This window comes from Agrobacterium sp. FDAARGOS_525 (assembly GCF_003938925.1).
Classification (GTDB): domain Bacteria; phylum Pseudomonadota; class Alphaproteobacteria; order Rhizobiales; family Rhizobiaceae; genus Agrobacterium; species Agrobacterium pusense.
This window is the reverse complement of the sequence record NZ_RKIU01000003.1, coordinates 1,730,966-1,752,621: the sequence shown is the minus strand read 5'-3', so window position 1 is coordinate 1,752,621 and position 21,656 is coordinate 1,730,966. Positions and strand designations below refer to the sequence as shown.

The following is a 21,656-nucleotide window of genomic DNA, read 5'->3' as shown; positions in this document are numbered from 1 at the left end:
TTCAGACGGCCCTTTCCATCGTTACGGCCATCTTGCCGGGATTGAAGATGCCCACGGGATCGAGCTTCTCCCTGATACGCGCGGAAAGCAGTGCTTCCGCCGCCGGGCGCGGTTCGAAGGCCGCGACTTTGGCGCGCACAGCATCGCTCGCCCTTACCAGCGTGGCATGGCCACCGCCGAGCGCACGGATTGCGCCGCGCAGCAGATCGGCTTCGGGGTCCGCCTCCATCTGCATCCAGACCAGGCCGCCCTGCCAGTCATAGAAGGCGTCGATGCCTGCCTCCATGCGCAGCGCCGCAACAAGCTGGTGGCCCATCGAAGGCGCTACCGAGACTTTCCAGAGCGGCTTGGCGGATTGGCCGGCATAGGGCGCGACATCCCGGACCTGCCGCCACAAAAGACTGCTTTCCTCGCCCTCCAGCAGCGCCCAGGGTCCGACGCGATCCATGACCGACAGGAGTTTAGCCGTGCGGGCCTCCACCGAGGCCGCAAGGCCTTCCAGACGCAGAATGGTGGCCGGTCCTTCCGGCAAGGCGCCATCGATAAAGCGGGAGCGCACGCTTTCAGGCAGATGCGCCGCGCCGGAGACCTCGACGCTCATCGCCATCGCCGCCGCCATGATGCGTGTCGCCGCCTCGTCATCAAGGCCGGACACGACAACGGTTTTTTCGACGGGCGGTTTCGGCAGCACGCGGAATGTGACTTCGGTGAGGAACCCAAGCGTGCCGAAAGAACCAGCGAGAAACTTCGACAGATCGAGACCGGTGACATTCTTCATCACCCGGCCGCCGGCCTTGATGATCTCGCCGTTACCATTAACGAAACGGATGCCCAAAAGGCTGTCACGCGCCGCACCCGCCACATAGCGGCGCGGACCGGAAACATTGGCAGCAAAGACGCCGCCAATGGTCGGTTCGCCATGGGTGCCCATGATGGGGCGATGGTCCATCGGTTCGAAGGCCATCATCTGGCGATTTTCTGCCAGCGCCGCTTCGACAGTTGCGAGCGGCGTGCCAGCCTTGGCAGTCATGACCATTTCGGCGGGGACGTAGGAAACGATACCGTTCATCGCACGGGAGGTTAGCACGGTCTCCGCCGTCACCGCATTGCCGAAACCGGAGCGAGTGTTGCCGCCGAAGATTTTCAGCGGGGTTTTGCGCGTGGCATGATCGCGGATGATGTCGGCGACCTGGGTTTCCGCGTAGGGCGTCAGCATGCGATTGTTGCCTTCGAGCAAGTGATACCCCCCTCTGCCCTGCCGGGCATCTCCCCCTCAAGGGGGGAGATCGATATGCCGCACTCACCCGTTCCATGGGCAGGGTGTTCGCCCCTTGCCGATCTCCCCCCTTGAGGGGGAGATGCCCGGCAGGGCAGAGGGGGGTAAGCCACACCCTGCAACATCATAAATCCAGCGCCCATCAACCCCTCCCCTCCAGCGGAAACACCTTGGAAGGGTTCATCAACCAGCCCTCGTCAAAGGCTGCCCGCACCGCCATCTGCTGGGCGAGATCGGCCTCGCCATATTGGTGCCGCATCAGGTCACGCTTTTCGATGCCCACACCATGTTCACCGGTCAAACAGCCGCCGGCATCCACGCAGAGCTTCAAAATTTCGTTGCCCGCTTCTTCCGCACGGGCCGCATCGTCAGGGTCATTGGCGTTGAACAGGATCAGCGGGTGCATGTTGCCATCGCCGGCATGGAAGACATTGGCGACGCGCAGGCCGAGGCGATCGGTGATCTCACTCGTCTTTTTCAGCACATGGGAAAGCTGGGAGAGCGGCACCGTGCCGTCCATGCAGATATAATCCGCGATACGACCCGTTGCGCCAAAGGCGGATTTGCGGCCTTTCCAGATCGCCGCCGCCTCCATTGCCGACTGACATTCCTTCACCGTCTTCACGCCATGTCGTCGGGCAATGGCCACGATATCGGCCAGCATGGCGTCCATTTCCGCCTCGGAGCCTTCGACTTCCACGATAAGAAGCGCACCGACGTCAAGCGGATATCCCGCTTTGGCGAAGGCCTCGCAGATTTCGATGGCCGGTTTGTCCATGAACTCGATGGCAACAGGGATGATGCCCGCGCCAATGATATCCGTGACGCAGGAGCCCGCTTCTTCGGAGGTTTCGAAACCGAACAGCACCGGGCGCGCGCCCTCCGGCTTGGCGATGAGGCGCACCGTTGCCTCCGTCACGATACCGAGCTGGCCCTCCGAGCCGCAGACAAGCGCGAGCAGGTCGTAACCTGCAGCATCCAGATGCTTGCCGCCCAACTCCAGCACCGTGCCATCGACCAGCACCATCTTGACGCCAAGCAGGTTATTGGTGGTGACGCCATATTTCAGACAGTGCGCGCCGCCGGAATTCATACCGATATTGCCGCCGATGGTGCAGGCAAGCTGCGAGCTGGGGTCGGGTGCATAAAAGAAACCCTCCGCGCCTGCGGCATCGGAGATGGAGAGATTGGTGACGCCCGCCTGTACCCGCGCCGTGCGATTGTAAAAATCAAGCTCAAGGATCGCACTCATCTTCGACAGGCCGATCACCACGGCGTCTTCCTGCGGGATAGCGCCGCCGGAAAGCGAGGTGCCGGCCCCGCGCGGCACGACCGGAATGCCGGAGCGATGGCAATATGTCATGACAGCCGCCGCCTCCTCCGTCGTTCTCGGCAAAGCGACGGCGAGCGGCAGACGGCGATAGGAAACGAAAGCATCGGTCTCGAAAGGCACGAGTTCGCGGGGCTCGTGCACAAGACAGTCATCAGGCAGGACGGTCTTGAGGTCGGCGATAATTCGTTCGCGATCCGCCAAGACCTGAGCGCGCGGCTCCAGAAACTTTATAGGCTGCGTCACCGCCGCTCCTCCGTGCCGATAACTGGTATTGTTTCTTTACCACTTTGAAGTCGCGTAATCAAATGTTATGGATTTTTTCTATTCTGGAAACAATCAAGGGCAACTATGACAAATCTGGGTGATCTCGAAGTCTTTGCCAGCGTTGCCGCCTCCGGCAGCATGTCGCTTGCTGCCAAGGAGCTTGGTTATTCGCCCGCCGTCATTTCCAAGCGCATCAAGCGATTGGAAGAAAAGCTCGGTGCCCGGCTGTTCCAGCGCACCACGCGACAAATCTCTTTGACAGAAGCGGGGCAAGGCTTTTACGAACGGGTGCTGGCTGTTCTCGAAGGGCTGGAAGAGGCGGAGGATTTCGTCTCCGGCCGGGCCAATACCGTCAACGGCACGCTGAAGGTTTCCGCACCCACCTCTTTCGGGCGCATGCATATCGCGCCACATCTGAAGACATTCATGGAGCGGCATCCGGACCTGTCGGTCAATCTGGTGCTGAGCGATGAGTTCATCGATATTATCGAGGGCGGTTACGATCTGGCGATCCGTATCGCCGATCTCAACTCCTCCAGCCTCGTGGCCCGCAGGCTGGCACCGGTGCGGCGCGTGCTTTGCGCCTCGGCCGACTACGTAGCCGCGCATGGCATGCCGGATACGATCGAGGATCTGAAGAAACATCGCTGCCTGCCGGCGCACAATAATGACATCTGGCGGCTGGAGGGACCGGGCGGCGCGCTCAGCATTCGGCCTGAAGGCATGCTGGTCACCAATTCGAGCGAGGTGATCCGTGAGGCGGTGATATCAGGGCTTGGTGTTGCGCTGCGTTCGACATGGGATATCGGCCATGAATTGCGAAGCGGGAAGTTGGTGCAGGTGCTGCCCGGTTATGAAGGGTCGCGCAACGTCACACTCTCGGCGGTTTATCCCAGCCGACAGTTCCTGCCCGCCAAAGTGCGCTTGTTCATCGATTATCTCGCCGCGCTTTATGGGCCGTCGCCCTATTGGGAGCAGGGCTGACACTCAGTGCCCGCCCTCCGCATGGGAGCGGCGGATGCGGCGCACTACCCACCAGACGCCAAGCACGGCGAAGGGCACGGAAACGCCGGTGACCACGGCCGGGTCGACCGGCAGCACATCATGGCTGATCGCCTTGGTGAGATAACCGATAAGCCCGACGACATAATAGGAGATGGCGGCGACAGACAGGCCTTCCACCGTCTGCTGCAGGCGAAGCTGCATCGCGGCGCGCTTGTTCATGGTGTTGAGCAGCACGGTGTTCTGCCGTTCCAGCTCCACATCGATCCAGCTTCGAACCAGAGCCGTGGCGCGATAGAGCTTGCGCGACAGGTTGGCCTGCCGCTCTTCCACCGACTGGCAGGTGCGCATGGCGGGCGCCATACGCCGTTCCAGAAAGCTGCCCATCGTCTCATGGCCCTGAACAGGCGTTTCCGCGAGCGCCCGGATGCGTTCGCGCACGATGCCGTCATAGGCGCGGCTGGCGCCGAAACGATAGAGGCTGAGCGCGGCATTGGCTTCAAGTTCGGCCGCAAGCCGGGTCATTTCGGCCAGCAGCGCATCCGCCTCGTCACGCGCGCCGTTTTTCATGCGTTGGGTGATGCCCGTCAAGCCATCCTCGATGCGGCGGATTTCCGGCGAGAGCGTCTGCGCCATCGGCAGGCCGAGCATGGCAAGCGTGCGATAGGTTTCAATATCCAGCAGCCGCTGCACCAGCGCGCCGCGGCTGTAATCGCTGAGGCCGCGGTCGATCACCAATATCTGCGTCAGCCCGTCGCGATCCTGCCTGAAATCGGTGAGGATGGCCGCCTGACCGTCGCGCACGTCGCTATGACAGAGGCTGGTCGGCTCGAAGATTGTTTCCGCCTGCGAGGTAAAACCGTTCTCCGGGCGAATTTCCAGCCGCACGCCCGAGATCAGCGAGCCGGGCGGCGAAAAGCCGTCACCGAAGGGATCGCCGGCAATCTCCCCGCCAAATTTTTCCGGCGCAGGGCCATCCCAGAACCAGGTCGAGAATTCGGTATGCCGCTCCCAGCGCAATGTCCCCTGCCCCCACGGCATGGCGTGGTGACGCGCATCGCGTTCCGGCGGCGCAACACCGCGGCTGCGCGACATTTCCGCAATGACAGAATGGTGCACGGCCGAGCCGCCATCCATCATGAAGGCAAGCTGGATGATGATGCGCGACGGGGCAAGCAGCACCGTCGGCCGCGCATGCACCTCGCCCAATGCCAGCGACCGTTCCGGCGCGCTTGCGAATGCAAATCTACCCTTTGCCATTGCGATATCGTCCCCGCTTTTATGGCTGATGTCTAAGGCATCGATTGTGATGACAACACCACGATCGACGCCGATGTCACTGTTTTGATCCACCTGACAGAAAAATCCGCTGTAGTGCCCCTGTCGGGACCGCTTTAACAAAAGCCAATTCAAAAAGGCAGATGCCGTGTTGCCGCAGGCATTGATACAGCGAGCGAGAGAACTGGACAGAATATTTGACCAGTGCGAGACTTGCCTGATACTTTATACGATATCAAACACGGGCGGATTTCGCCGGAGACTTCTGCGATGGACGAAACGCTTTTTGCGCGCATCGAGCACAGCCGCACATCGCAGGAGGTGATCTTACGTTTCGAAGAACTGATCCTCGACGGCATATTGCGCGATGGCGACCGGCTGCCCGGCGAGCGGGAACTGGCGCAGAAACTCGACGTCTCGCGGCCTATTCTTCGGGAAGCGTTGAAGGAACTCGAAAGCCGAGGCCTTCTCGTGAGCCGGCATGGTGGCGGCACTTATGTCGCCGATATTGTCGGGCCGGTCTTTTCCGATCCCTTGAGCGCGCTGATCACCCGCCACAGCCGGGCGACGCGGGATTTTCTCGAATATCGCCGTTATATTGAAGGCATGACCGCCGAACTTGCCGCGCAGCGGGCGACAGAACCGGACAGGCGAAACCTTGCCGCCATTGTCGAGCGGATGCGCGATGCGCACGAGGCAGGCCGCTTCGAAGAGGAACTGGCGGGGGATGTGGAGTTTCACAACGCCATCGGCGAAGCGGCGCACAACATCGTCCTTATGCACACGCTGCGCTCCTGCTACCGGCTGTTGAGCGACGACATCTTTTATAATCGCCACATCATCTTCAGTATCGCAGGCGCCCATGACGAGGTGCTGAGACAGCATGTCGCCATTTACGACGCCATCGTCGCCGGCGATCCGGCATCGGCACGGGCGGCGGCAGAGGCCCACATCGACTTCATCGTTGAGACGACATCCAGGGCGCATCAGGCGCGGGAATGGGACCGGATTTCCCGTTTGCGGCAGCAGCAGCGGAGTAGTTAAAAACGCCCTCAGGCGAAATACGCAATCCATTTTATTCAGGTTTTGATGGAACCTTTTGTGCTCTTTGGTCTTTTTATCGGGTTAATTGGAAAAATTTACCAAGATGGGACCCATGACAACCACGAGCGAAACTGAACGCTATCCGCGGATAGCTCTCATATCGACGCATGGCTATGTCGCCGCGCATCCGCCACTGGGCGCGGCTGATACCGGGGGGCAGGTGGTTTATGTGCTTGAGCTTGCACGCAAACTCGGCCAACTCGGTTATACCGTCGATCTTTATACCCGGCGCTTCGAAGACCAGCCGGAATTCGACGAGATCGATGAGCGCGTCCGCGTGGTGCGCATTCCCTGCGGCGGGCGTGACTTCATTCCCAAGGAATATCTGCATCGCCACCTGATGGAATGGTGCGAAAACGCCCTGCGTTTCATCAAGAAAAACGATCTCAACTACTCCTTCATCAACAGCCATTACTGGGACGCAGGCGTCGCCGGTCAGCGGCTTTCCGAGGCGCTCAAAATCCCGCATCTGCATACGCCGCATTCGCTGGGCATCTGGAAAAAACGCCAGATGGAAACCGACTATCCGGAAAAGGCCGATACGTTCGAACTGGAATTCAATTTTAAGGAACGCATTCAGCACGAACTCATCATCTACCGCAGCTGCGACATGGTGATCGCCACCACGCCGGTGCAGCTCGACGTCCTCATTGAAGACTACGGGCAGAAGCGCAAGCACATCCACATGATTCCGCCGGGTTATGACGACAACCGCTTTTTCCCGGTATCGGATGCGACACGGCAGATGATACGCCAGCGTTTCGGATTTGAAGGCAAGGTGGTGCTGGCGCTCGGGCGACTTGCTACCAACAAGGGCTATGACCTGCTGATCGACGGCTTCTCGGTTCTTGCCGAGCGCGAGCCGGAGGCCCGCCTGCATCTTGCCGTGGGCGGCGAGAACATGGACGAGCAGGAAACCACCATCCTCAACCAGCTCAAGGAGCGGGTGAAATCGCTCGGACTGGAGGAGAAGGTGGTATTCTCCGGCTATGTCGCGGATGAAGACCTGCCCGACATCTATCGCGCGGCCGATCTCTTCGTGCTGTCCAGCCGCTACGAGCCCTTCGGCATGACGGCCATCGAGGCGATGGCAAGCGGCACGCCGACTGTTGTTACCATCCACGGCGGATTGTTCCGAGCCGTCAGCTATGGTCGCCATGCGTTATTCGCCGATCCTTTCGACAAGGAGGATCTTGGCATCACCATGATGAAGCCGTTCAAGCACGAGCGACTTTATGGGCGCCTCTCCCGCATGGGCGCGCATAAGGCGCGCAGCCTCTTCACATGGACCGGGATTGCTCAGCAGCTTCTGGCCGTGGTGGAAGGCAGGACCATGATGCCGGTCCTCGAGGAAGCCGACTGGGCCGAACCATGGAATGACGGCGATTGAGACCGCTTCGCCTTTTTTCAACGGATCTCGACGGCACCGTCGTGGGCGATAATGACGCCACGCGGCGGTTCCGGGATTTCTGGCAGTCATTGCCGGACGATCGCCGTCCGGTTCTGGTGTTCAACAGCGGCAGGCTGGTGGATGACCAGCTCGCCCTTCTGGAAGAAGTGCCGCTGCCCCGGCCCGATTATATCATCGGCGGGGTCGGCACCATGCTGCATGCCAAGGAGCGCAGCGACCTGGAGAGCGCCTACACACATTCCCTCGGCACCGGATTCGACCCAAAAAAAATTGCCGATGTAATGAGCGCTGTTCCGGGCGTGACGATGCAGGAGGAGCGTTACCAGCATGGCCTCAAGTCCAGCTGGTTCCTGCATGATGCAGATGAAGCGGCACTGGCCGATATCGAGGCTGCGCTGATTGGGGCTGATATCGAAGCCCGGATCGTCTATTCCAGCGGGCGCGATCTGGATATATTACCGAGGGCCGCCGACAAGGGCGCGGCGCTCGCATGGTTATGTGGACAATTGCGTATCGGCCTCGACGAATCAGTGGTCGCAGGCGATACTGGCAATGATCGGGCGATGTTCGAGTTAACGGACATTCGTGGCGTCATTGTCGGCAATGCCCTGCCGGAGCTTGTATCGCTGGCTGATCTCGACAGCCGTTATTTCCGCTCGGGCGCGTCCGAAGCGGACGGCGTGGTTGAAGGCCTGCGCCATTGGGGACTGCGCCCCGCCTGAAGCGTTCCGTTATCGATGCTTTGGTTGCGAACGGTGTGAAAAGGACGCATCCGTGAGACCGCAATCGGGCTGTTCGGCCGGGGAACCACCCGGTCGAAACTTTGTTCGCAAATCTGCCGCATCATCTTTTCCGCAGGCTTCATCAGCGTGAAGACAGTAGTGGGTTATGGAGGTTGGGGGATTGGCGGAATTTACGGGATATCTATATTAGCAATTATCATAGGCAGGCAAAGAAGGACCTATTCGGATTGAAGATTTTGAATCGATTGGCGACAGATGTTGGCTTGATGTTGCGCAGACCGCCGCGGCAGCAATATGCGGCTCTGTGCTATCGGTTCTCCAAGAAAAATCCGGGGCCTGAAGTGCTGCTGCTGACAAGCAGGGATACGGGACGATGGGTCATTCCCAAAGGCTGGCCCATGGCGCATAAAAAGGCCCATGCGGTAGCCCAGCAGGAAGCCTATGAGGAAGCAGGCGTCAAGGGCACGGTGGAGAAGGCCCCCTTCGGTTACTACGAATACGAGAAAAAACTGAACAGCGGCATCAATGTGCCATGCAGGGTTCAGGTGCATCTGCTCGAAGTTTCCGAAATGCAGGATAGCTTTCCTGAAAAGGAATCCAGGCGACTGGAATGGGTCAGCCCCCAGGAGGCGACCAGGCGGGTGAACGAGCCGGAACTGAAAGCGCTGATGCTCGCTTTCGACAAACGGATGACGCATTCAAAATAGTGCGGCCGCCCCAGGTGTGGCAATTTGCAGTTTGTTTTTCCAACACGGCTTTTATCGTCTTTCCTTTTGGAAAGATGTACGAGATGTAACAGTCTTTCTGTAAATTGCCTTCAACCTGCGACACTGCCGGACGAAAGGGAATGCTGGCAAACGAGGTCTGAATGGCAATGAAGCCGCCATCAAACATGAAGCCGACGCTCGACAAGGATCTCGACAAGATTACCCGTGTCGAAGAAGCGACGCTGCATGTCACACAGCAGCTTGCGGGCCTTGGCGCCGGCTTCATGTTCGTCGTTCTGGCGGCGGTCTTCGCCGGTGCTTTTGTCGTAGGCACTTCGGGCGCCGTCATCATCATCGCCGCCGTCGCCATCGGCGCCTATATGGCAATCAATATCGGCGCCAATGACGTGACGAACAATGTCGGCCCCGCGGTCGGCGCCAAGGCGATGCCGCTTGCCGTCGCGCTCATCATCGCCGCGATCTGCGAGATTGCGGGGGCGCTGATCACCGGCGGCAATGTCGTCGAAACCATTTCCAGCGGCATCATCAACATCGAGACCATTCCCGACAGAACCGTTTTCTCCTGGGCAATGCTGTCTGCGCTTCTCGCCGCCGGCCTTCTCGTCAATATCTCGACCTGGACCAGAGCACCGATTTCAACCACTCATACGGTCGTGGGCGGAGTCGCGGGCGCGGGCATGGCCGCCTACGGAGCAAAAGCAGTGGACTGGCTGTCGCTCGGCAGCATCGCCTTCGCATGGGTCCTCGCGCCTTTCATCAGCGCCGCCATAGCCATTATGATCCTTGCTTTCATCAAGGAATTCATCATTTACCGCGAGGACAAGATTGGCGCGGCGCAGCGGTGGGTGCCGGTCCTCATCGGTTTGATGGCGGGTGTTTTTACGGCTTATCTCATCTGGGTCGGGTTGCGGCAGCTCATGCATGTGTCGCTTGGCCACGCCAGCCTGATTGGGCTGGTGACCGGGCTTGTCGTCTGGCGGCTTGGCGTGCCGATCATCCGCAAGCAGTCGGAAGGACTGGAAAACCGCAACCAGTCGCTTCGCATCCTGTTCCAGTGGCCGCTCGTTCTCGCCGCCGGCCTGATGTCCTTCGCGCATGGGGCTAATGACGTTTCGAACGCCATTGGCCCTGTCGTTGCCATCGTGCGGGCCCTGCATGACGAGGCGGTGAGCACCTCTGCACGTGCGCCGCTGTGGGTGATGCTGGTCGGCGCCTTCGGGCTCTCCTGCGGTATCCTTCTTTATGGCTCGCGCCTCATCCGCCTCGTCGGTGAGCAGATCACCAAGCTCAACCCGATGCGCGCCTTCTGCGTTTCGGTGGCAACTGCGCTCACCGTTCTCGTCGCTTCGCGTTTCGGCCTGCCAGTCAGCACAACCCATACGGCGATCGGCGCGGTGTTCGGCGTCGGCTTTTTCCGTGAATGGTACACGCAATCTTCCCGCAGGCGGCAGGATCTGGTCCAGGTTGGTGACGGCCGACCCCGCCGGTCTGACAAATATGCCGACAATCCTTCGGAGATACGCCGCCGATATCTTGTCCGCCGCTCCCACTTCATGACGATCATCGCCGCCTGGCTGGTCACCGTTCCCTCCAGTGCAGCGCTCGCGGCGCTGCTCTACTGGTTCATGTCCTTCCTCTTTCGCTAAAGCCGAAAAATCCCATGCGCGCCAATTTCCGGATGCAACGCCTGTATATCGAAGCCAGCCTTGCCGAAGGCGTCGCGCTGGAGGCGACCGCCGAACAGTTCAACTATCTCGCCAATGTGCTGCGCATGACCGATGGTGCGGAAATCCTGCTGTTCAACGGTCACGATGGCGAGTGGAAAGCGCAACTCGCCTTTCCGAGCCGCAAGAAGATCGTGCTCGTCCCCCTCGAACAGACGCGGCCTCAGCCAAACCCCGCGGACCTGCATTATCTTTTCGCGCCGCTGAAAGTCGGGCGCATGGATTACCTGGTGCAGAAGGCGGTGGAGATGGGGGCCGGCCTGTTACAGCCGGTGATGACACAGCATGTCCAAGGCAAGATTCACAACACCGAAAAATTGCGCGCCAACGCCATCGAAGCCGCCGAGCAGTGCGGCATACTGTCCCTGCCCGAGGTAGCCGAGCCGGTGAAACTGAAGGACATACTGGACACCTGGCCCCACGACCGGCGCATCATCTATTGCGACGAAGGCGATACGGGTCAAAATCCGCTGCCGATCCTGCAGGCAGTGAAGGAACGCAAAATCGCATTGCTGGTCGGTCCGGAAGGTGGATTCTCGGAGGAAGAAAGGGAGCTTCTGCGCAGCCTCGACTTCGTCACCCCCATTCCGCTCGGGCCGCGCATTCTGAGGGCAGATACGGCTGCGGTTGCCGCACTGGCGGTCATTCAGGCCACGGTCGGCGACTGGAACTGAATGCTCCGTTGCTCTTCATGCATCTTTAAAAGAAATTCATTTGCCTCCAGCTACGATACGGCCCTATCTGCCAATCATATGCCTCGCCGCAACAGAGACGTCATAACAAGGTAAGCCATGGCACGCGACACGACCGACCAGACCCCCCTTTCCTCCGTTACGGAGCTTACCGATTATCTGGCGGGCGGTAACAAAGCTGAAGCCGATTTCCGTATCGGCACCGAGCACGAAAAATTCGCCTTTTTCCGCGAGGACAACCGGCCGGTTCCTTATTTCGGCGATGCCAGCATTTCCGCACTTTTGAAGGGCATGCAGGAGAAGCTCGGCTGGGACCCGATAATGGACGGTGAAAACATCATCGGCCTCGGCGAACAACACGGCATGGGTGCCATCTCCATCGAACCGGGCGGGCAGTTCGAACTTTCGGGCGCGCCGCTTGAGAACCTGCATCAGACCTGCAAAGAATCCAACCAGCATCTGGCGACGCTGCGCGAAGTGGCAGAGCCGATGGGCATCCGTTTCCTCGGCATCGGCGGCAGCCCGCTGTGGACCTTTGACGAAACGCCACGCATGCCGAAATCGCGCTACGCGATCATGACGCGCTACATGCCGAAAGTCGGGACCAAGGGTCTCGACATGATGTACCGCACCTGCACCATTCAGGTTAATCTCGACTTTTCATCCGAAGCCGACATGCGCCAGAAGATGCGCGTTTCCATGAAGCTGCAGTCTCTGGCAACGGCGCTTTTCGCCTCGTCGCCCTTTACGGAGGGCAAGCCGAACGGTCTTCTCTCGTGGCGCGGCGATATCTGGCGCGATACTGACAATCGCCGCTCGGGCGTCTTGCCCTTCACCTTCAACGAGGATTTCGGGTTCAAGGACTATGTGGAATGGGCGCTCGACGTGCCGATGTATTTCATCGTGCGCGACGGCAAATACCATGATTGCACCCATGTCACCTTCCGTCAGTTCATGAATGGTGCGCTCAAGGGCGAAATCGCCGCATCTGAACCGACCATGGGTGACTGGACGAACCATCTCTCCACCCTGTTCCCCGATGTGCGCCTGAAGCGTTTTCTGGAAATGCGCGGCGCCGACGGCGGTCCGTGGAGACGCATCTGCGCCCTGCCAGCCTTCTGGGTCGGCCTTCTCTACGATCGGCAAGCGCTGGACGCTGCCGACGCACTGACGGCGGCCTGGAGCTTCGACGAGGTCATCGCCCTTCGTGATGCGGTTCCGGCCAAGGGACTGAATGCCGAAATCGCCGGCAAGCCACTTCTCGGTATCGCGCGCGAAGTGCTCGATATTTCCCGCACCGGACTGAAAAACCGCAACCGGCTGAATGGCGAAGGTCAGGACGAGACCGTATTCCTGTCCTCGCTGGACGAGGTATTGGCGAAGAAAACGACACTCGCCGAAGACTTGCTGGCGCTTTACAATGGCCGCTGGGACGGCTCGGTTCTTCCTGTGTTCGAGGAATATCAGTATTAAAACCAGCGGAACCGCTTCGGGTTTCGCGAGACCGCCAATCGCAGACATAAAAAAACCCGGTGCGGCCGAGGGGGCCTGACACCGGGCAAAGGCAGGGCTATTGGCAAATCACCCTGCGGGGAAACCTTTCGGCTGGAGGGCCTCTCCGGCAGCTGGAGGCCCGCCGGATGGCACTATTTCAAAGGGTCTTGAACCGTGTTACTGCCCGTCGACGTGCCGCGCGGGTCAGATGAGCGGTGGGATCTTCCAGAAGGCCCGTGTTGAGGGCGTCGCTGACGTCCGATCTTGCCAGGCCGATATCGGCGAGAAGACGATCATCCAGCTCGGTGAGGCCATTCGCCACGATACGATTGTAGATGCGCTGCACGAAGGTCTTGACGCGGAAAGCGACGCGGCGGAACGTATCGTTCGGCCGTGCTGTTGCAAGTTCCAGTTCCATTCTCCGTTCTGCCGTGCGCATGACACTTATCCTTTCGTAACGGCACGATGCGGCACCGCCCCCGGCGCACCACGCGCGAGAAGCTGCCTCGGGTTGGGGGCCTGACGTTTCGCCGGCCCGGGGTTGAGATTGATTTGCTTGGTGTCAAAATGTCGCAAGACTATTGATCAGTCCAACGAATGTTTCTAATGTAAGACATCAATCATTCTGATGGATGACCATCCATGTCCGCACCTCTCGACATAGACCAGCTGCACACCTTCATCGCCATCGTCGATACGGGCAGCTTCACCAAGGCCGCAGATCGCGTTTTCAAGACACAGTCCGCCGTCTCGATGCAGATGCGACGGCTGGAAGAACGCATCGGCAAACAGCTCTTCGCCAAGGACGGGCGGGGCAACCGCCTGACGGCGGAAGGCGAAAAGCTGATGAACTATGCCCGCCGCATCATCCGCCTCAATAACGAGGCGATCGCCGCCTTCGATGACAACCGGCTGGAGGGCACGCTGCGCATCGGCACGCCCGATGACTATGCCGACCGTTACATGCCCGAGATCATCGGGCGTTTCGCGAAGACTCATCCGAATGTCGAGCTTTACATCGTCTGCGAGCCGTCGGTTAGCCTTGCGGAGAAAATGGCGCGCGGCGAACTGGATATCGCTCTCGTCACCCACAATCCGCGGGCCCGCTCGTCGGATGTGGTGCGCACCGAACCGCTGTGCTGGGTCGCTTCCGCCAACCATCCGCTGAAGGACGATGCCCCGGTGCCCCTCGCCGTCGGACGACGTGACTGCCACTGGCGCCAGCTCGCCTGTTCGGCGCTCGATGCCGACGGGCGCGATTACCAGGTGCTTTTTACCAGCTGGTCTTCAACCGTCGTTGCCGCCGCCGTGCTGGCGGGCATGGCTGTTTCGGTGCTGCCGGAATCGGCGCTGCGCACCGGCATGAAGGTTCTGACCGCCGCAGACGGCTTCCCGCCGCTGCCGCCGGTGCAGATCGGCCTGATGAAACGACCGGGCCTTTCCCCATCGCTGGTGAATGCCATCACCGACCATATCACCGCCTGCCTCGACAATATCTCACCGATGAGCGTGGTCGACGAGATGGACAGCGATGTGAAGACCTATCCGAAGATGCCGCGCCTGCGCGCCGGGCATATGCTGCCGGGCTGGTAATCCGGCGGCGGATCGTCGAGCGCCCCCTGCTGACAAGCCGGTCCGAACGCGCCTATCGCGCGCGCAGCGTCGCTACCGCCAGCAGCGTATCGCCGCTGATTCCCGCAGAGCCGCTGCCATTGAACAGCATCATGATGGGATCTGTGGTGTTCTGCGCGTTGTCATACATGACGGTAAAACGCGCGACGAGCTTCTTTACCTTTTCCGGGTCCTGAAAATCCTTGATGTCGAAGTATTTCTTCATCATCGCCACCTGCGTATCGACCGGGGCATTGCCGAGTTCGTCAGGAATGCCGAAAGTGGTGTTGATGAAACTCTGGATCGCGGTATCGGCAAGAATGGAATAATAGGACGTCGTGCCTGCCGCGATGCGCTTGAAATAAAGCGCCAGACGGACGCCGGCATTCTCTTCGCCCGCCTGCGTCTCCAGGGTCTGGGTCAGATAATTGTCCAGTGTCTCGTAGAGACCGCGCCGTGTCTGGATCAGGCTGCGGTCTTCGTGAAGGATATTGCCGTCAGAATCGAAGTTGAAGGCGGTGACGAGACGGCGGAAGACCGGGTCCATTTCCTTGTTGAGATAGCTTTCGCCATCATCCAGTTTCGACGAGAACATCTTCTGCAGCTGTTCTTTCGTCACAGTTTTGGGATCGATGCCAAGCGATTCCATCGCGAATTCCGTGAGACGATCATTGCTCAGAAAATCCTTGAGCGTCTTGATCTTCTGCATCTCGCCCGTGAAATATTCCGCCTCCTTCTTGGCGGTTTCCTTGTCTTTCTCAGTGCCGAAAGCCGACTTCTTCTTGATGTAGTCAGCCGACATGGTCTGCATCTCGATTTCCGACTGTGCCAGCACCGGGGAGCCCAGACTTCCGTCCGGTGCGAAGTTGAAAAGCTCCGCCAGTTTGACATAGCGCTCGTCTTTCAGCGTATAGACGTAGCTCTTTTTGTCCTGAAGGTCGCTGGTGAGGACCTTACGGATATCCGCCGCATTCACCTTGGCCGGATCGAGGCCGACGGCCTTCAGCGCATAATTATAGACTGCGCTGCTGTCGAGGAAATCCTTGACGGACGTGACGCTTCTAATGTCACTCTTGAATAAGGTCAGCGCCTTCTCGTCGGCGGCGTCATCCTTTTCGCCGTAATGGGTCATGTAGCCGCTTGTCGTGGTCGCGGTCTGCAGCGTCGTCTGCGGCGTCGTGCCGTCGGCAAGCGTTCCGTCCGTCTTGAAATTGAACGCGTTCCTCATGGCGAGGTAGCGCTTGTCGTTCTTGCCAAAAGTCGCGATGTAATTGTTCGGGTCGTTCAGGTCGCTGGTCAGGATGTTCTCGATCGTCGCCGTCACGATCGTCAGGTCGTTAAGGTCAAAGGCAACCTTGATATAGTTGAGGAGACGCGTATCCGAGAGCAGTTCGTCCACGGTCTTGATCGAACCGATCTTCGATTCGAAATAGTCCCGGTTCAGCGTGGCGACCGTCGGCGTTACGCGCGGTGCGCTGCTGATGTAGGCATCCGTCATCACCTTGATATTGTCAGCTTTCTGCGCCCCGCCGGCGGCAACGGTGCCATCGTTTTTGAATTCGAAGGCGGCGGCGAGCTGTGCCATCTTGTTATATTGGGTAACGGCATTTGAAAGCGTCGTCTGTTCTGCGGTGATCGCGGCAAGCTTCGCTTCCCACTCGCTCTTGGGTGGCAACACGGCTTCGAGCTGCGTCAGCTGGTCCTGCCTGGTGACTTTTTCCGCCTCGAGCGCCGTGCGCTGCTCGTCTGTCAGTTCCGTTCCCGCAAGCGAAGTGTCGATTGCGGCGATCCGCGCCGTGACCTCCGCGTGCAGTTCGATATTACCTTTCATGGTCAGCTTTTCGACCGCATCATTATAGGCAGCGCCAAATTTCTGATTGAGGTAGCTGTCGGGATCGGCGATGTCGCTCGTCATCAATCCCCGGATATGGGAATAGGTATAGGTCTTCTCATCGATGCTGAAGACCTGAAATATATAGGCGCGGGCCCTGTCGTTCTGGAGCAGCTGATCAACGTTGGTGACCGTGCCGATGATCGCCTTGTAATAGCGGGTCTCTTCGGCAAGGCTGTCATCCATGTCGGTGATCGACGTCCCGTAGAGCCCGATCATCTTGTCGAGCTGTGCCTCCGTCTGAACCGTCTTTGTCGACGCCGTGAAATTGAAGGCAGCGGCGAACTCCCGATACCGCTCGTCGGTCAGCTTGTTGGCGAAGCTGTTCTGGTCGTTCAGGTCGCTCTCCAGCACCTTTTTCATGAAAGCCTTGGCATAGGTCATCTCGCCGAGGCCGAAGGCATCCATGGCATAGGAATAGAGCTGATAGTTATCGAGGAATTCATCGACGCTTTTCACATTGCCGATGTTTTCCTTGTAATATTTCGTCTGACGCTCGGTGATTGCCTGCTGCGACACGCGGGAAATGCTTGTCTTCATATCGCGGTTGATGAGGTCGTAGCTGAGATAAGTCGATACCATCCGAATGCCCCCTGGAGCCTCGCTCGTCCCCGTGGGACGTCGAAACTCCGCTTGAATCCGCCCCGCCATGCCTCCATCCGGAAGCGCGGCAGGGCCCGACGCGACTATGCAGGACGCGCCTTGCCCGGAGCTTGAAAGAGCACAATTTCGACCGGGATAAAAACCGCATTGTCCCGATCTCCTTTACCCAAGCGAAACCATGCCACAGTGTGTTTTGCTAACCATTTGGGAATGCAAAGTTTTCTTAACCGCGATTTTTAAGCAGTCTCGAACAGGCGGCGGATATTCTCCTGACATCAGAGGACGAAAAGTCCCGATGAGAAGACCGGAAACCGGCTCTCAGGTAAAACAAGGGTAGAATAAACATGACCAAGACCGTTCTGAAGCCCGACTGGGCCGTCGCCACTCTCAGGTTAGACCCGGCACGTTTTCCGCAACAGGTCACCTATGGAAAAGGCAATGGCGCGACCGATGTCGCCGTCACCCTCGATGAACGGGGCGCCGTTCTGAGAAAGGTTCTGTCCTCTTCCGGCCTGCCTCTGTCCTTCGCCCTGCCTGCCCGCGCCTTCAAGGGTGTTGCCGCCCGCGCCATCGACCATGGTGACGGGCAGGTGACGGTGACTCTCGAGCTGCATCACGACGATCCGGATCTTTGCGTTCCGCTTCTCGTCGCCCACGATCTGTGCGATATCGCCGCCGACTGGCGCAGCTGGTCCGAGGCCTACCGCATTCCCATGCTGATGGTGGAAGCCGATGGCGTCGCCCGTCCGCTGGAAGAACATCTCGGCAAGGTGCGCACCCAGAATACCCGTCCGCGCCGCCGCCATTCCTATTTCGCGGAGCGCCGCCCGCGCTTCCTCGTTCGCCGTTCCACCGGTTCGCTCGGCATGAGCATGAAGATCGAGGGCAAGGAAATCATCGCCCGCAACTGATCTTCTTCAATCCAGAACACAAAAGCCCGGCGCGGATGACGCGACCGGGCTTTTTCGTATTCGCTATCCTAGCAGCTTACGCCAGCAGCAGCGGCAGAATGAGCCCTGCGAAAATCAGCACGCCGACGCGGTTGTTGGATTTGAACAGCACGAGACACTGGTCAACGTCATCGATATCAAGCACCCATACCTGCCGGAACAGCATGAGAGCCGCGGCGGCAAGTCCGCTATAGGCAATGACGTTAACACCCGCCGTCCAGAACGACAGGAACATCATGGCAAGGGCTGTGCCATAAAGGAAAACCAGCCAGCGATGTGTGTTTTCTCCAAACAGGAGGGCGGTAGAACCGATGCCCACCGCCGTGTCATCTTCCTTGTCCTGGTGGGCGTAGATTGTATCATAACCGATCGTCCAGGCGATGGAGCCGACATAAAGCAGGACAGCCGGCCAGGCAATCGATCCGAACTGCCCCGCCCAGCCCATCAGCGCGCCCCAGGAAAAGGCAAGGCCGAGGAAAAATTGCGGCCAGTTGGTGAAGCGCTTGGCGAAGGGATAGATCGCCACGAAGAACAGCGAGAACATACCGGTTGCGATTGCGAAACTGTTGAACTGCAGGAGGACGACCAGCCCGGCAAGCGCCTGCAGGACGATGAAGACCTTGGCCTGTCCGCGGCTCACCCGGCCCGACGGCAGCGGTCGCGAGCGGGTGCGCGCCACTGCCATGTCGATCTTGTGGTCGGCCAGATCATTATAGGTGCAGCCCGCGCCGCGCATCGCCACCGAGCCGATGAAGAACAGCACTAGATGCCAGAGCAGCGTGCCCCAGGAAAAGCCGCCGGTCGCCACCGCCGCGTTGGCCGCGAGGGCTGCGGACCAGAAGCATGGCCACATCAGCAATTGCCAGCCGATGGGTCGATCCCACCGGGCCAGCTGCGCATAGGGCCAGAGGGGCCTCGGCAAAATCCGATAGACCCAGTTATTGGATGGCGCGTCGGAGACGCGGTCTGACAAATCGCTGTGGTGAACCATGGGATGGTTCTACAGCATCAGCCGCAAAATCGGAATGGATTTCAGCAGCCGACCGTACACGCAGAAAAGCCCCGCAGCTGTTCGCGGCGGGGCTTTTCAGGAGCATATCTCCACTCGTGTCAGGGCAGGGAGAAATTGAATTTGTAGCTCGCCTGAACCCCGATGATGAACTGGTTCTTCGAACCGCGCTCGCGCACGAGCGAACTGTCCGCGGCATCGCCGGTCAGGCGGCGATATTCCGCAAAGGAGCCGACTTCGGCATTTTCGGTGACTTTCCAGGTGATGGCGGCGCCGATACCGGCCGAATGCAGGCCGCCGCCCGGGCTATAGGGCGATGGCGCGCCGGCGGCCGCCTGTGCCGCACTCACACCGTAATAACGTTCATTGTATTTGCTGCTCACCCACGTGGCGCGCGGGCCGGCCGAAATCTGGATGCCGGGGGCGATATCGGTGAAGGCATCGACAGCGACATCGCCGACCACGCCGCTGTGGCTGCGGATGCCCTGACGAACTTCGCCGCGAACGCGCAGCCAGTCGGTCGGATAAGCCTCGGCAAAACCACCAAGCTCGCCGCCGCGCTTGATACGCGTCATGCCCTTCAGATCGGCAGAATCACCCTCATCACGTGGAGAAATCAGGCGGCCGGCGAGACCCATGCTGATCGGGCCGTTATCCAGAAGCGAGATCGAGGCGCTGTCGTTCCGGGAGGTGAAACGGGCGCCCTGCCCCTGACGGCCGAGGGAAATGATGGGCGAAAAGCCGAATTCATTCTTGTTATCGCCCTGATATTTCGGCGCGGTGAAACCCGCGCCGCCGAGTTTCAGATACCAGTCGCCGGAAAACCAGCCATCTGCATGGGCATTGCCCACGGCAAAAAGCGACAGGATACAGGCGGCGGCGGCCGCTGATGGCTTGAACATGAAAGAACCCCAGAAACGCAATACAGACAGGTGTCCGTAGAATTAGAGGGATTGTCTTTCCATTCGATTAACCAGTGCGTTAAGAAGCAGACACCACTGCGAGGCTCACGACACGGTGCCAAACCTCTCGTTCGTCATGCTCGGGCCTGTCCCGAGCATCTGCGACCGAAGGACTTTACGCAACGTGGATAGATCCTCGGAACAAGCCCAGGGTGACGCCGAGATTGCGGAGACGCTTGTCAATACTCTCCGCAATTCGGTCACTCGCCGCCCACACCGTCGTCAGAATGTCACCTTCTCCAGCGGCGCCCGGGTCTTCTCAAACTCCAGCAGCTTTGCCTCGTTCTGCGCAATGTAGTCGCGATTATGCGGCACGGCATCGCGGTCCTTGGCGATCTGGATCTGGAAGATGTGGAAGTTTTCATGGGTGAAGGCCATTTCCGACCCCGCCAGATAAAACTCCCACATGCGGAAGAAGCGCTCATCGTAAAGCGCGATCGCTTCTGCCCTGCGTGCCACGAAACGTTCCCGCCAGTGGCGAAGCGTATGGGCATAATGCATGGGCAGAATTTCGATATCCTTTACCAGCAGCCGCGACTTCTCGAGGGCCGGCAACACTTCCGCAAGCGATGGGATATAGCCGCCGGGGAAAATATATTTTTCGATGAAAGGGTTGGTCGCCAGTGCCGGATAGGGCTGACCGATGGAATGCAGCACCATCACGCCCTTGTCATCAAGCACCTCCGCCACCTTCTCGAAATAGTCGCGATAATGGGTCGGCCCGACATGTTCGAACATGCCGACGGAGACGATGCGGTCGTATTTTTTCGAGGCAGGCAGATAACGGTAATCCTGCAACTCGAAGCGGACATTGCCGGCAAGACCGCGTTTTGCGGCTCGGTCGCGGGAAACGCGCAGCTGTTCCTCGCTAAGCGTGATGCCGGTGACATCGGCTCCGGCGCTCTCGGCGATATACATGGCCATGCCGCCCCAGCCGGAGCCTATTTCCAGAACACTCTGGCCCGGCTCGGTCATCAGCTTGGCGGCGATGTGCCGCTTTTTCGCGACCTGCGCCTCATAGAGGCTGATGCCGGGCGGATTGAAATAGGCGCAGGAATATTGCCAGTCCTCATCGAGAAAGAGGTCAAACAGCTTTGCGCTCAGATCATAATGGTGGGCGACGTTGCTCTTGTTGTGATTGACCGGCAGATGCATCTTGATGCGGGCGGCGATGATGCGAGCCATGCCACGCCAGATCATGCCGAAGGACAGGGCTTCGCTCAGCGTATTGCTTTTGACCAGCGCCAGAAAATCATAAATGTCGCCTTCCGCGACCTTCACACGGCCTTCCATGTACATTTCAGCAAGCTTGAGCGCCGGATCGGCGGCAATCTCCTGCATGGCGGCTTCGTCGGTGAAGTTGAGAACCACCTTCTTTCCGGCACCATTGCCGAATGTGCGGCTGCCGCCGGGGCTGTTGACGGTCAGATCACCGTTCTTGATTATCTTTTCGAGAAGAACATGCAGAGACGACGCCATGGCACCCCCAATTGCTAAGTCTCACTTATCAATTTTGCTGACCGTATTCCTTTCGGCATAAGTTGCAAGATAGTCTTATTTCAAAAAAATTGAACGATTTCA

At 59.2% G+C, this 21,656-nt stretch carries 18 protein-coding genes; 10 read left to right on the top strand and 8 right to left on the bottom strand.

Features of this window, described 5'->3' with window-relative positions; translation table 11 throughout:
• Position 1: 1 nt before the first annotated feature.
• Complete coding sequence (gene glcE / locus EGT36_RS09850; RefSeq protein ID WP_037090941.1) at positions 2-1,216, bottom strand: glycolate oxidase subunit GlcE; 1,215 nt, start codon at positions 1,214-1,216, stop codon at positions 2-4.
• Positions 1,217-1,418: 202 nt separating this feature from the next.
• Positions 1,419-2,852, bottom strand: a complete 1,434-nt coding sequence (locus EGT36_RS09840) for an FAD-linked oxidase C-terminal domain-containing protein (RefSeq protein ID WP_037090839.1) — start codon at positions 2,850-2,852, stop codon at positions 1,419-1,421.
• 105 nt (positions 2,853-2,957) lie between these two features.
• Between EGT36_RS09840 and EGT36_RS09835 the strand changes: the two genes are divergently transcribed.
• The gene (locus EGT36_RS09835; protein ID WP_004440165.1) at positions 2,958-3,857 is read left to right on the top strand and encodes a LysR family transcriptional regulator; all 900 of its coding nucleotides are present in this window, start codon (positions 2,958-2,960) and stop codon (positions 3,855-3,857) included.
• Between the two features lie 3 nt (positions 3,858-3,860).
• Here EGT36_RS09835 and EGT36_RS09830 read toward each other — a convergent pair whose 3' ends face one another.
• Complete coding sequence (locus EGT36_RS09830; protein WP_037090942.1) at positions 3,861-5,135, bottom strand: DUF3422 family protein; 1,275 nt, start codon at positions 5,133-5,135, stop codon at positions 3,861-3,863.
• Positions 5,136-5,423: 288 nt separating this feature from the next.
• On the opposite strand from EGT36_RS09830, the gene EGT36_RS09825 reads away from it, so the two are divergent.
• The 7 genes from EGT36_RS09825 to EGT36_RS09790 all read left to right on the top strand — a co-directional run bounded on the left by EGT36_RS09825 (position 5,424) and on the right by EGT36_RS09790 (position 13,028).
• Entirely contained in the window at positions 5,424-6,197 is a 774-nt protein-coding gene (locus tag EGT36_RS09825; RefSeq protein WP_037090840.1) for a FadR/GntR family transcriptional regulator, read from the top strand.
• Between the two features lie 103 nt (positions 6,198-6,300).
• Entirely contained in the window at positions 6,301-7,647 is a 1,347-nt protein-coding gene (locus tag EGT36_RS09820; RefSeq protein ID WP_172965638.1) for a glycosyltransferase family 4 protein, read from the top strand.
• Positions 7,644-8,390 (top strand): HAD-IIB family hydrolase, encoded by a 747-nt coding sequence (locus EGT36_RS09815; protein ID WP_037090842.1) that lies wholly within the window; start codon positions 7,644-7,646, stop codon positions 8,388-8,390. The genes EGT36_RS09820 and EGT36_RS09815 overlap by 4 nt, the downstream gene beginning before the upstream one ends.
• A 287-nt stretch (positions 8,391-8,677) precedes the next feature.
• Positions 8,678-9,118, top strand: coding sequence for an NUDIX hydrolase (locus EGT36_RS09810; RefSeq protein ID WP_037090843.1), 441 nt, complete (start codon positions 8,678-8,680; stop codon positions 9,116-9,118).
• Between the two features lie 161 nt (positions 9,119-9,279).
• Complete coding sequence (locus tag EGT36_RS09800; RefSeq protein WP_125270343.1) at positions 9,280-10,785, top strand: inorganic phosphate transporter; 1,506 nt, start codon at positions 9,280-9,282, stop codon at positions 10,783-10,785.
• 14 nt (positions 10,786-10,799) lie between these two features.
• On the top strand, positions 10,800-11,537 hold the full coding sequence (locus tag EGT36_RS09795; protein ID WP_037090845.1) for a 16S rRNA (uracil(1498)-N(3))-methyltransferase: 738 nt from the start codon (positions 10,800-10,802) through the stop codon (positions 11,535-11,537).
• 117 nt (positions 11,538-11,654) lie between these two features.
• A complete protein-coding gene (locus EGT36_RS09790) occupies positions 11,655-13,028 on the top strand; it encodes a glutamate--cysteine ligase (protein WP_037090846.1) in 1,374 nt (457 codons plus the stop codon).
• Positions 13,029-13,206: 178 nt separating this feature from the next.
• Here EGT36_RS09790 and EGT36_RS09785 read toward each other — a convergent pair whose 3' ends face one another.
• Positions 13,207-13,488 carry a YjiS-like domain-containing protein gene (locus EGT36_RS09785; RefSeq protein WP_004440146.1) on the bottom strand — a complete coding sequence of 94 codons (282 nt, stop codon included), beginning with the start codon at positions 13,486-13,488 and terminating at the stop codon, positions 13,207-13,209.
• Positions 13,489-13,691: 203 nt separating this feature from the next.
• Between EGT36_RS09785 and EGT36_RS09780 the strand changes: the two genes are divergently transcribed.
• Positions 13,692-14,642, top strand: a complete 951-nt coding sequence (locus EGT36_RS09780) for a LysR substrate-binding domain-containing protein (protein WP_004440144.1) — start codon at positions 13,692-13,694, stop codon at positions 14,640-14,642.
• Between the two features lie 52 nt (positions 14,643-14,694).
• Here EGT36_RS09780 and EGT36_RS09775 read toward each other — a convergent pair whose 3' ends face one another.
• On the bottom strand, positions 14,695-17,133 hold the full coding sequence (locus EGT36_RS09775) for a DUF1217 domain-containing protein (RefSeq protein ID WP_022555670.1): 2,439 nt from the start codon (positions 17,131-17,133) through the stop codon (positions 14,695-14,697).
• A 365-nt stretch (positions 17,134-17,498) separates the two neighbouring features.
• Between EGT36_RS09775 and EGT36_RS09770 the strand changes: the two genes are divergently transcribed.
• On the top strand, positions 17,499-18,065 hold the full coding sequence (locus tag EGT36_RS09770) for a DUF6101 family protein (protein WP_004440141.1): 567 nt from the start codon (positions 17,499-17,501) through the stop codon (positions 18,063-18,065).
• A gap of 76 nt (positions 18,066-18,141) precedes the next feature.
• Here the strand turns inward: EGT36_RS09770 and ubiA are convergent, their stop codons facing one another.
• The 3 genes from ubiA to EGT36_RS09755 all read right to left on the bottom strand — a co-directional run bounded on the left by ubiA (position 18,142) and on the right by EGT36_RS09755 (position 21,554).
• Positions 18,142-19,095, bottom strand: coding sequence for a 4-hydroxybenzoate octaprenyltransferase (gene ubiA, locus EGT36_RS09765; protein WP_037090847.1), 954 nt, complete (start codon positions 19,093-19,095; stop codon positions 18,142-18,144).
• Between the two features lie 119 nt (positions 19,096-19,214).
• A complete protein-coding gene (locus EGT36_RS09760) occupies positions 19,215-20,015 on the bottom strand; it encodes a MipA/OmpV family protein (protein WP_037090943.1) in 801 nt (266 codons plus the stop codon).
• A 282-nt stretch (positions 20,016-20,297) separates the two neighbouring features.
• Positions 20,298-21,554, bottom strand: coding sequence for a cyclopropane fatty acid synthase (locus tag EGT36_RS09755; RefSeq protein WP_037090848.1), 1,257 nt, complete (start codon positions 21,552-21,554; stop codon positions 20,298-20,300).
• Positions 21,555-21,656 lie beyond the last annotated feature (102 nt).

Coding starts and splice junctions, on each gene's coding strand:
- EGT36_RS09825 (WP_037090840.1), top strand. CDS start 5,424: ATGGACGAAACGCTTTTTGCGCGCATCGAGCACAGCCGCACATCGCAG.
- EGT36_RS09800 (WP_125270343.1), top strand. CDS start 9,280: ATGGCAATGAAGCCGCCATCAAACATGAAGCCGACGCTCGACAAGGAT.
- EGT36_RS09785 (WP_004440146.1), bottom strand. CDS start 13,488: ATGCGCACGGCAGAACGGAGAATGGAACTGGAACTTGCAACAGCACGG.
- EGT36_RS09820 (WP_172965638.1), top strand. CDS start 6,301: ATGGGACCCATGACAACCACGAGCGAAACTGAACGCTATCCGCGGATA.
- EGT36_RS09790 (WP_037090846.1), top strand. CDS start 11,655: ATGGCACGCGACACGACCGACCAGACCCCCCTTTCCTCCGTTACGGAG.
- EGT36_RS09830 (WP_037090942.1), bottom strand. CDS start 5,135: ATGGCAAAGGGTAGATTTGCATTCGCAAGCGCGCCGGAACGGTCGCTG.
- EGT36_RS09780 (WP_004440144.1), top strand. CDS start 13,692: ATGTCCGCACCTCTCGACATAGACCAGCTGCACACCTTCATCGCCATC.
- EGT36_RS09760 (WP_037090943.1), bottom strand. CDS start 20,015: ATGTTCAAGCCATCAGCGGCCGCCGCCGCCTGTATCCTGTCGCTTTTT.
- EGT36_RS09755 (WP_037090848.1), bottom strand. CDS start 21,554: ATGGCGTCGTCTCTGCATGTTCTTCTCGAAAAGATAATCAAGAACGGT.
- EGT36_RS09775 (WP_022555670.1), bottom strand. CDS start 17,133: ATGGTATCGACTTATCTCAGCTACGACCTCATCAACCGCGATATGAAG.
- ubiA (WP_037090847.1), bottom strand. CDS start 19,095: ATGGTTCACCACAGCGATTTGTCAGACCGCGTCTCCGACGCGCCATCC.
- EGT36_RS09810 (WP_037090843.1), top strand. CDS start 8,678: ATGTTGCGCAGACCGCCGCGGCAGCAATATGCGGCTCTGTGCTATCGG.
- EGT36_RS09835 (WP_004440165.1), top strand. CDS start 2,958: ATGACAAATCTGGGTGATCTCGAAGTCTTTGCCAGCGTTGCCGCCTCC.
- glcE (WP_037090941.1), bottom strand. CDS start 1,216: ATGCTGACGCCCTACGCGGAAACCCAGGTCGCCGACATCATCCGCGAT.
- EGT36_RS09795 (WP_037090845.1), top strand. CDS start 10,800: ATGCGCGCCAATTTCCGGATGCAACGCCTGTATATCGAAGCCAGCCTT.
- EGT36_RS09770 (WP_004440141.1), top strand. CDS start 17,499: ATGACCAAGACCGTTCTGAAGCCCGACTGGGCCGTCGCCACTCTCAGG.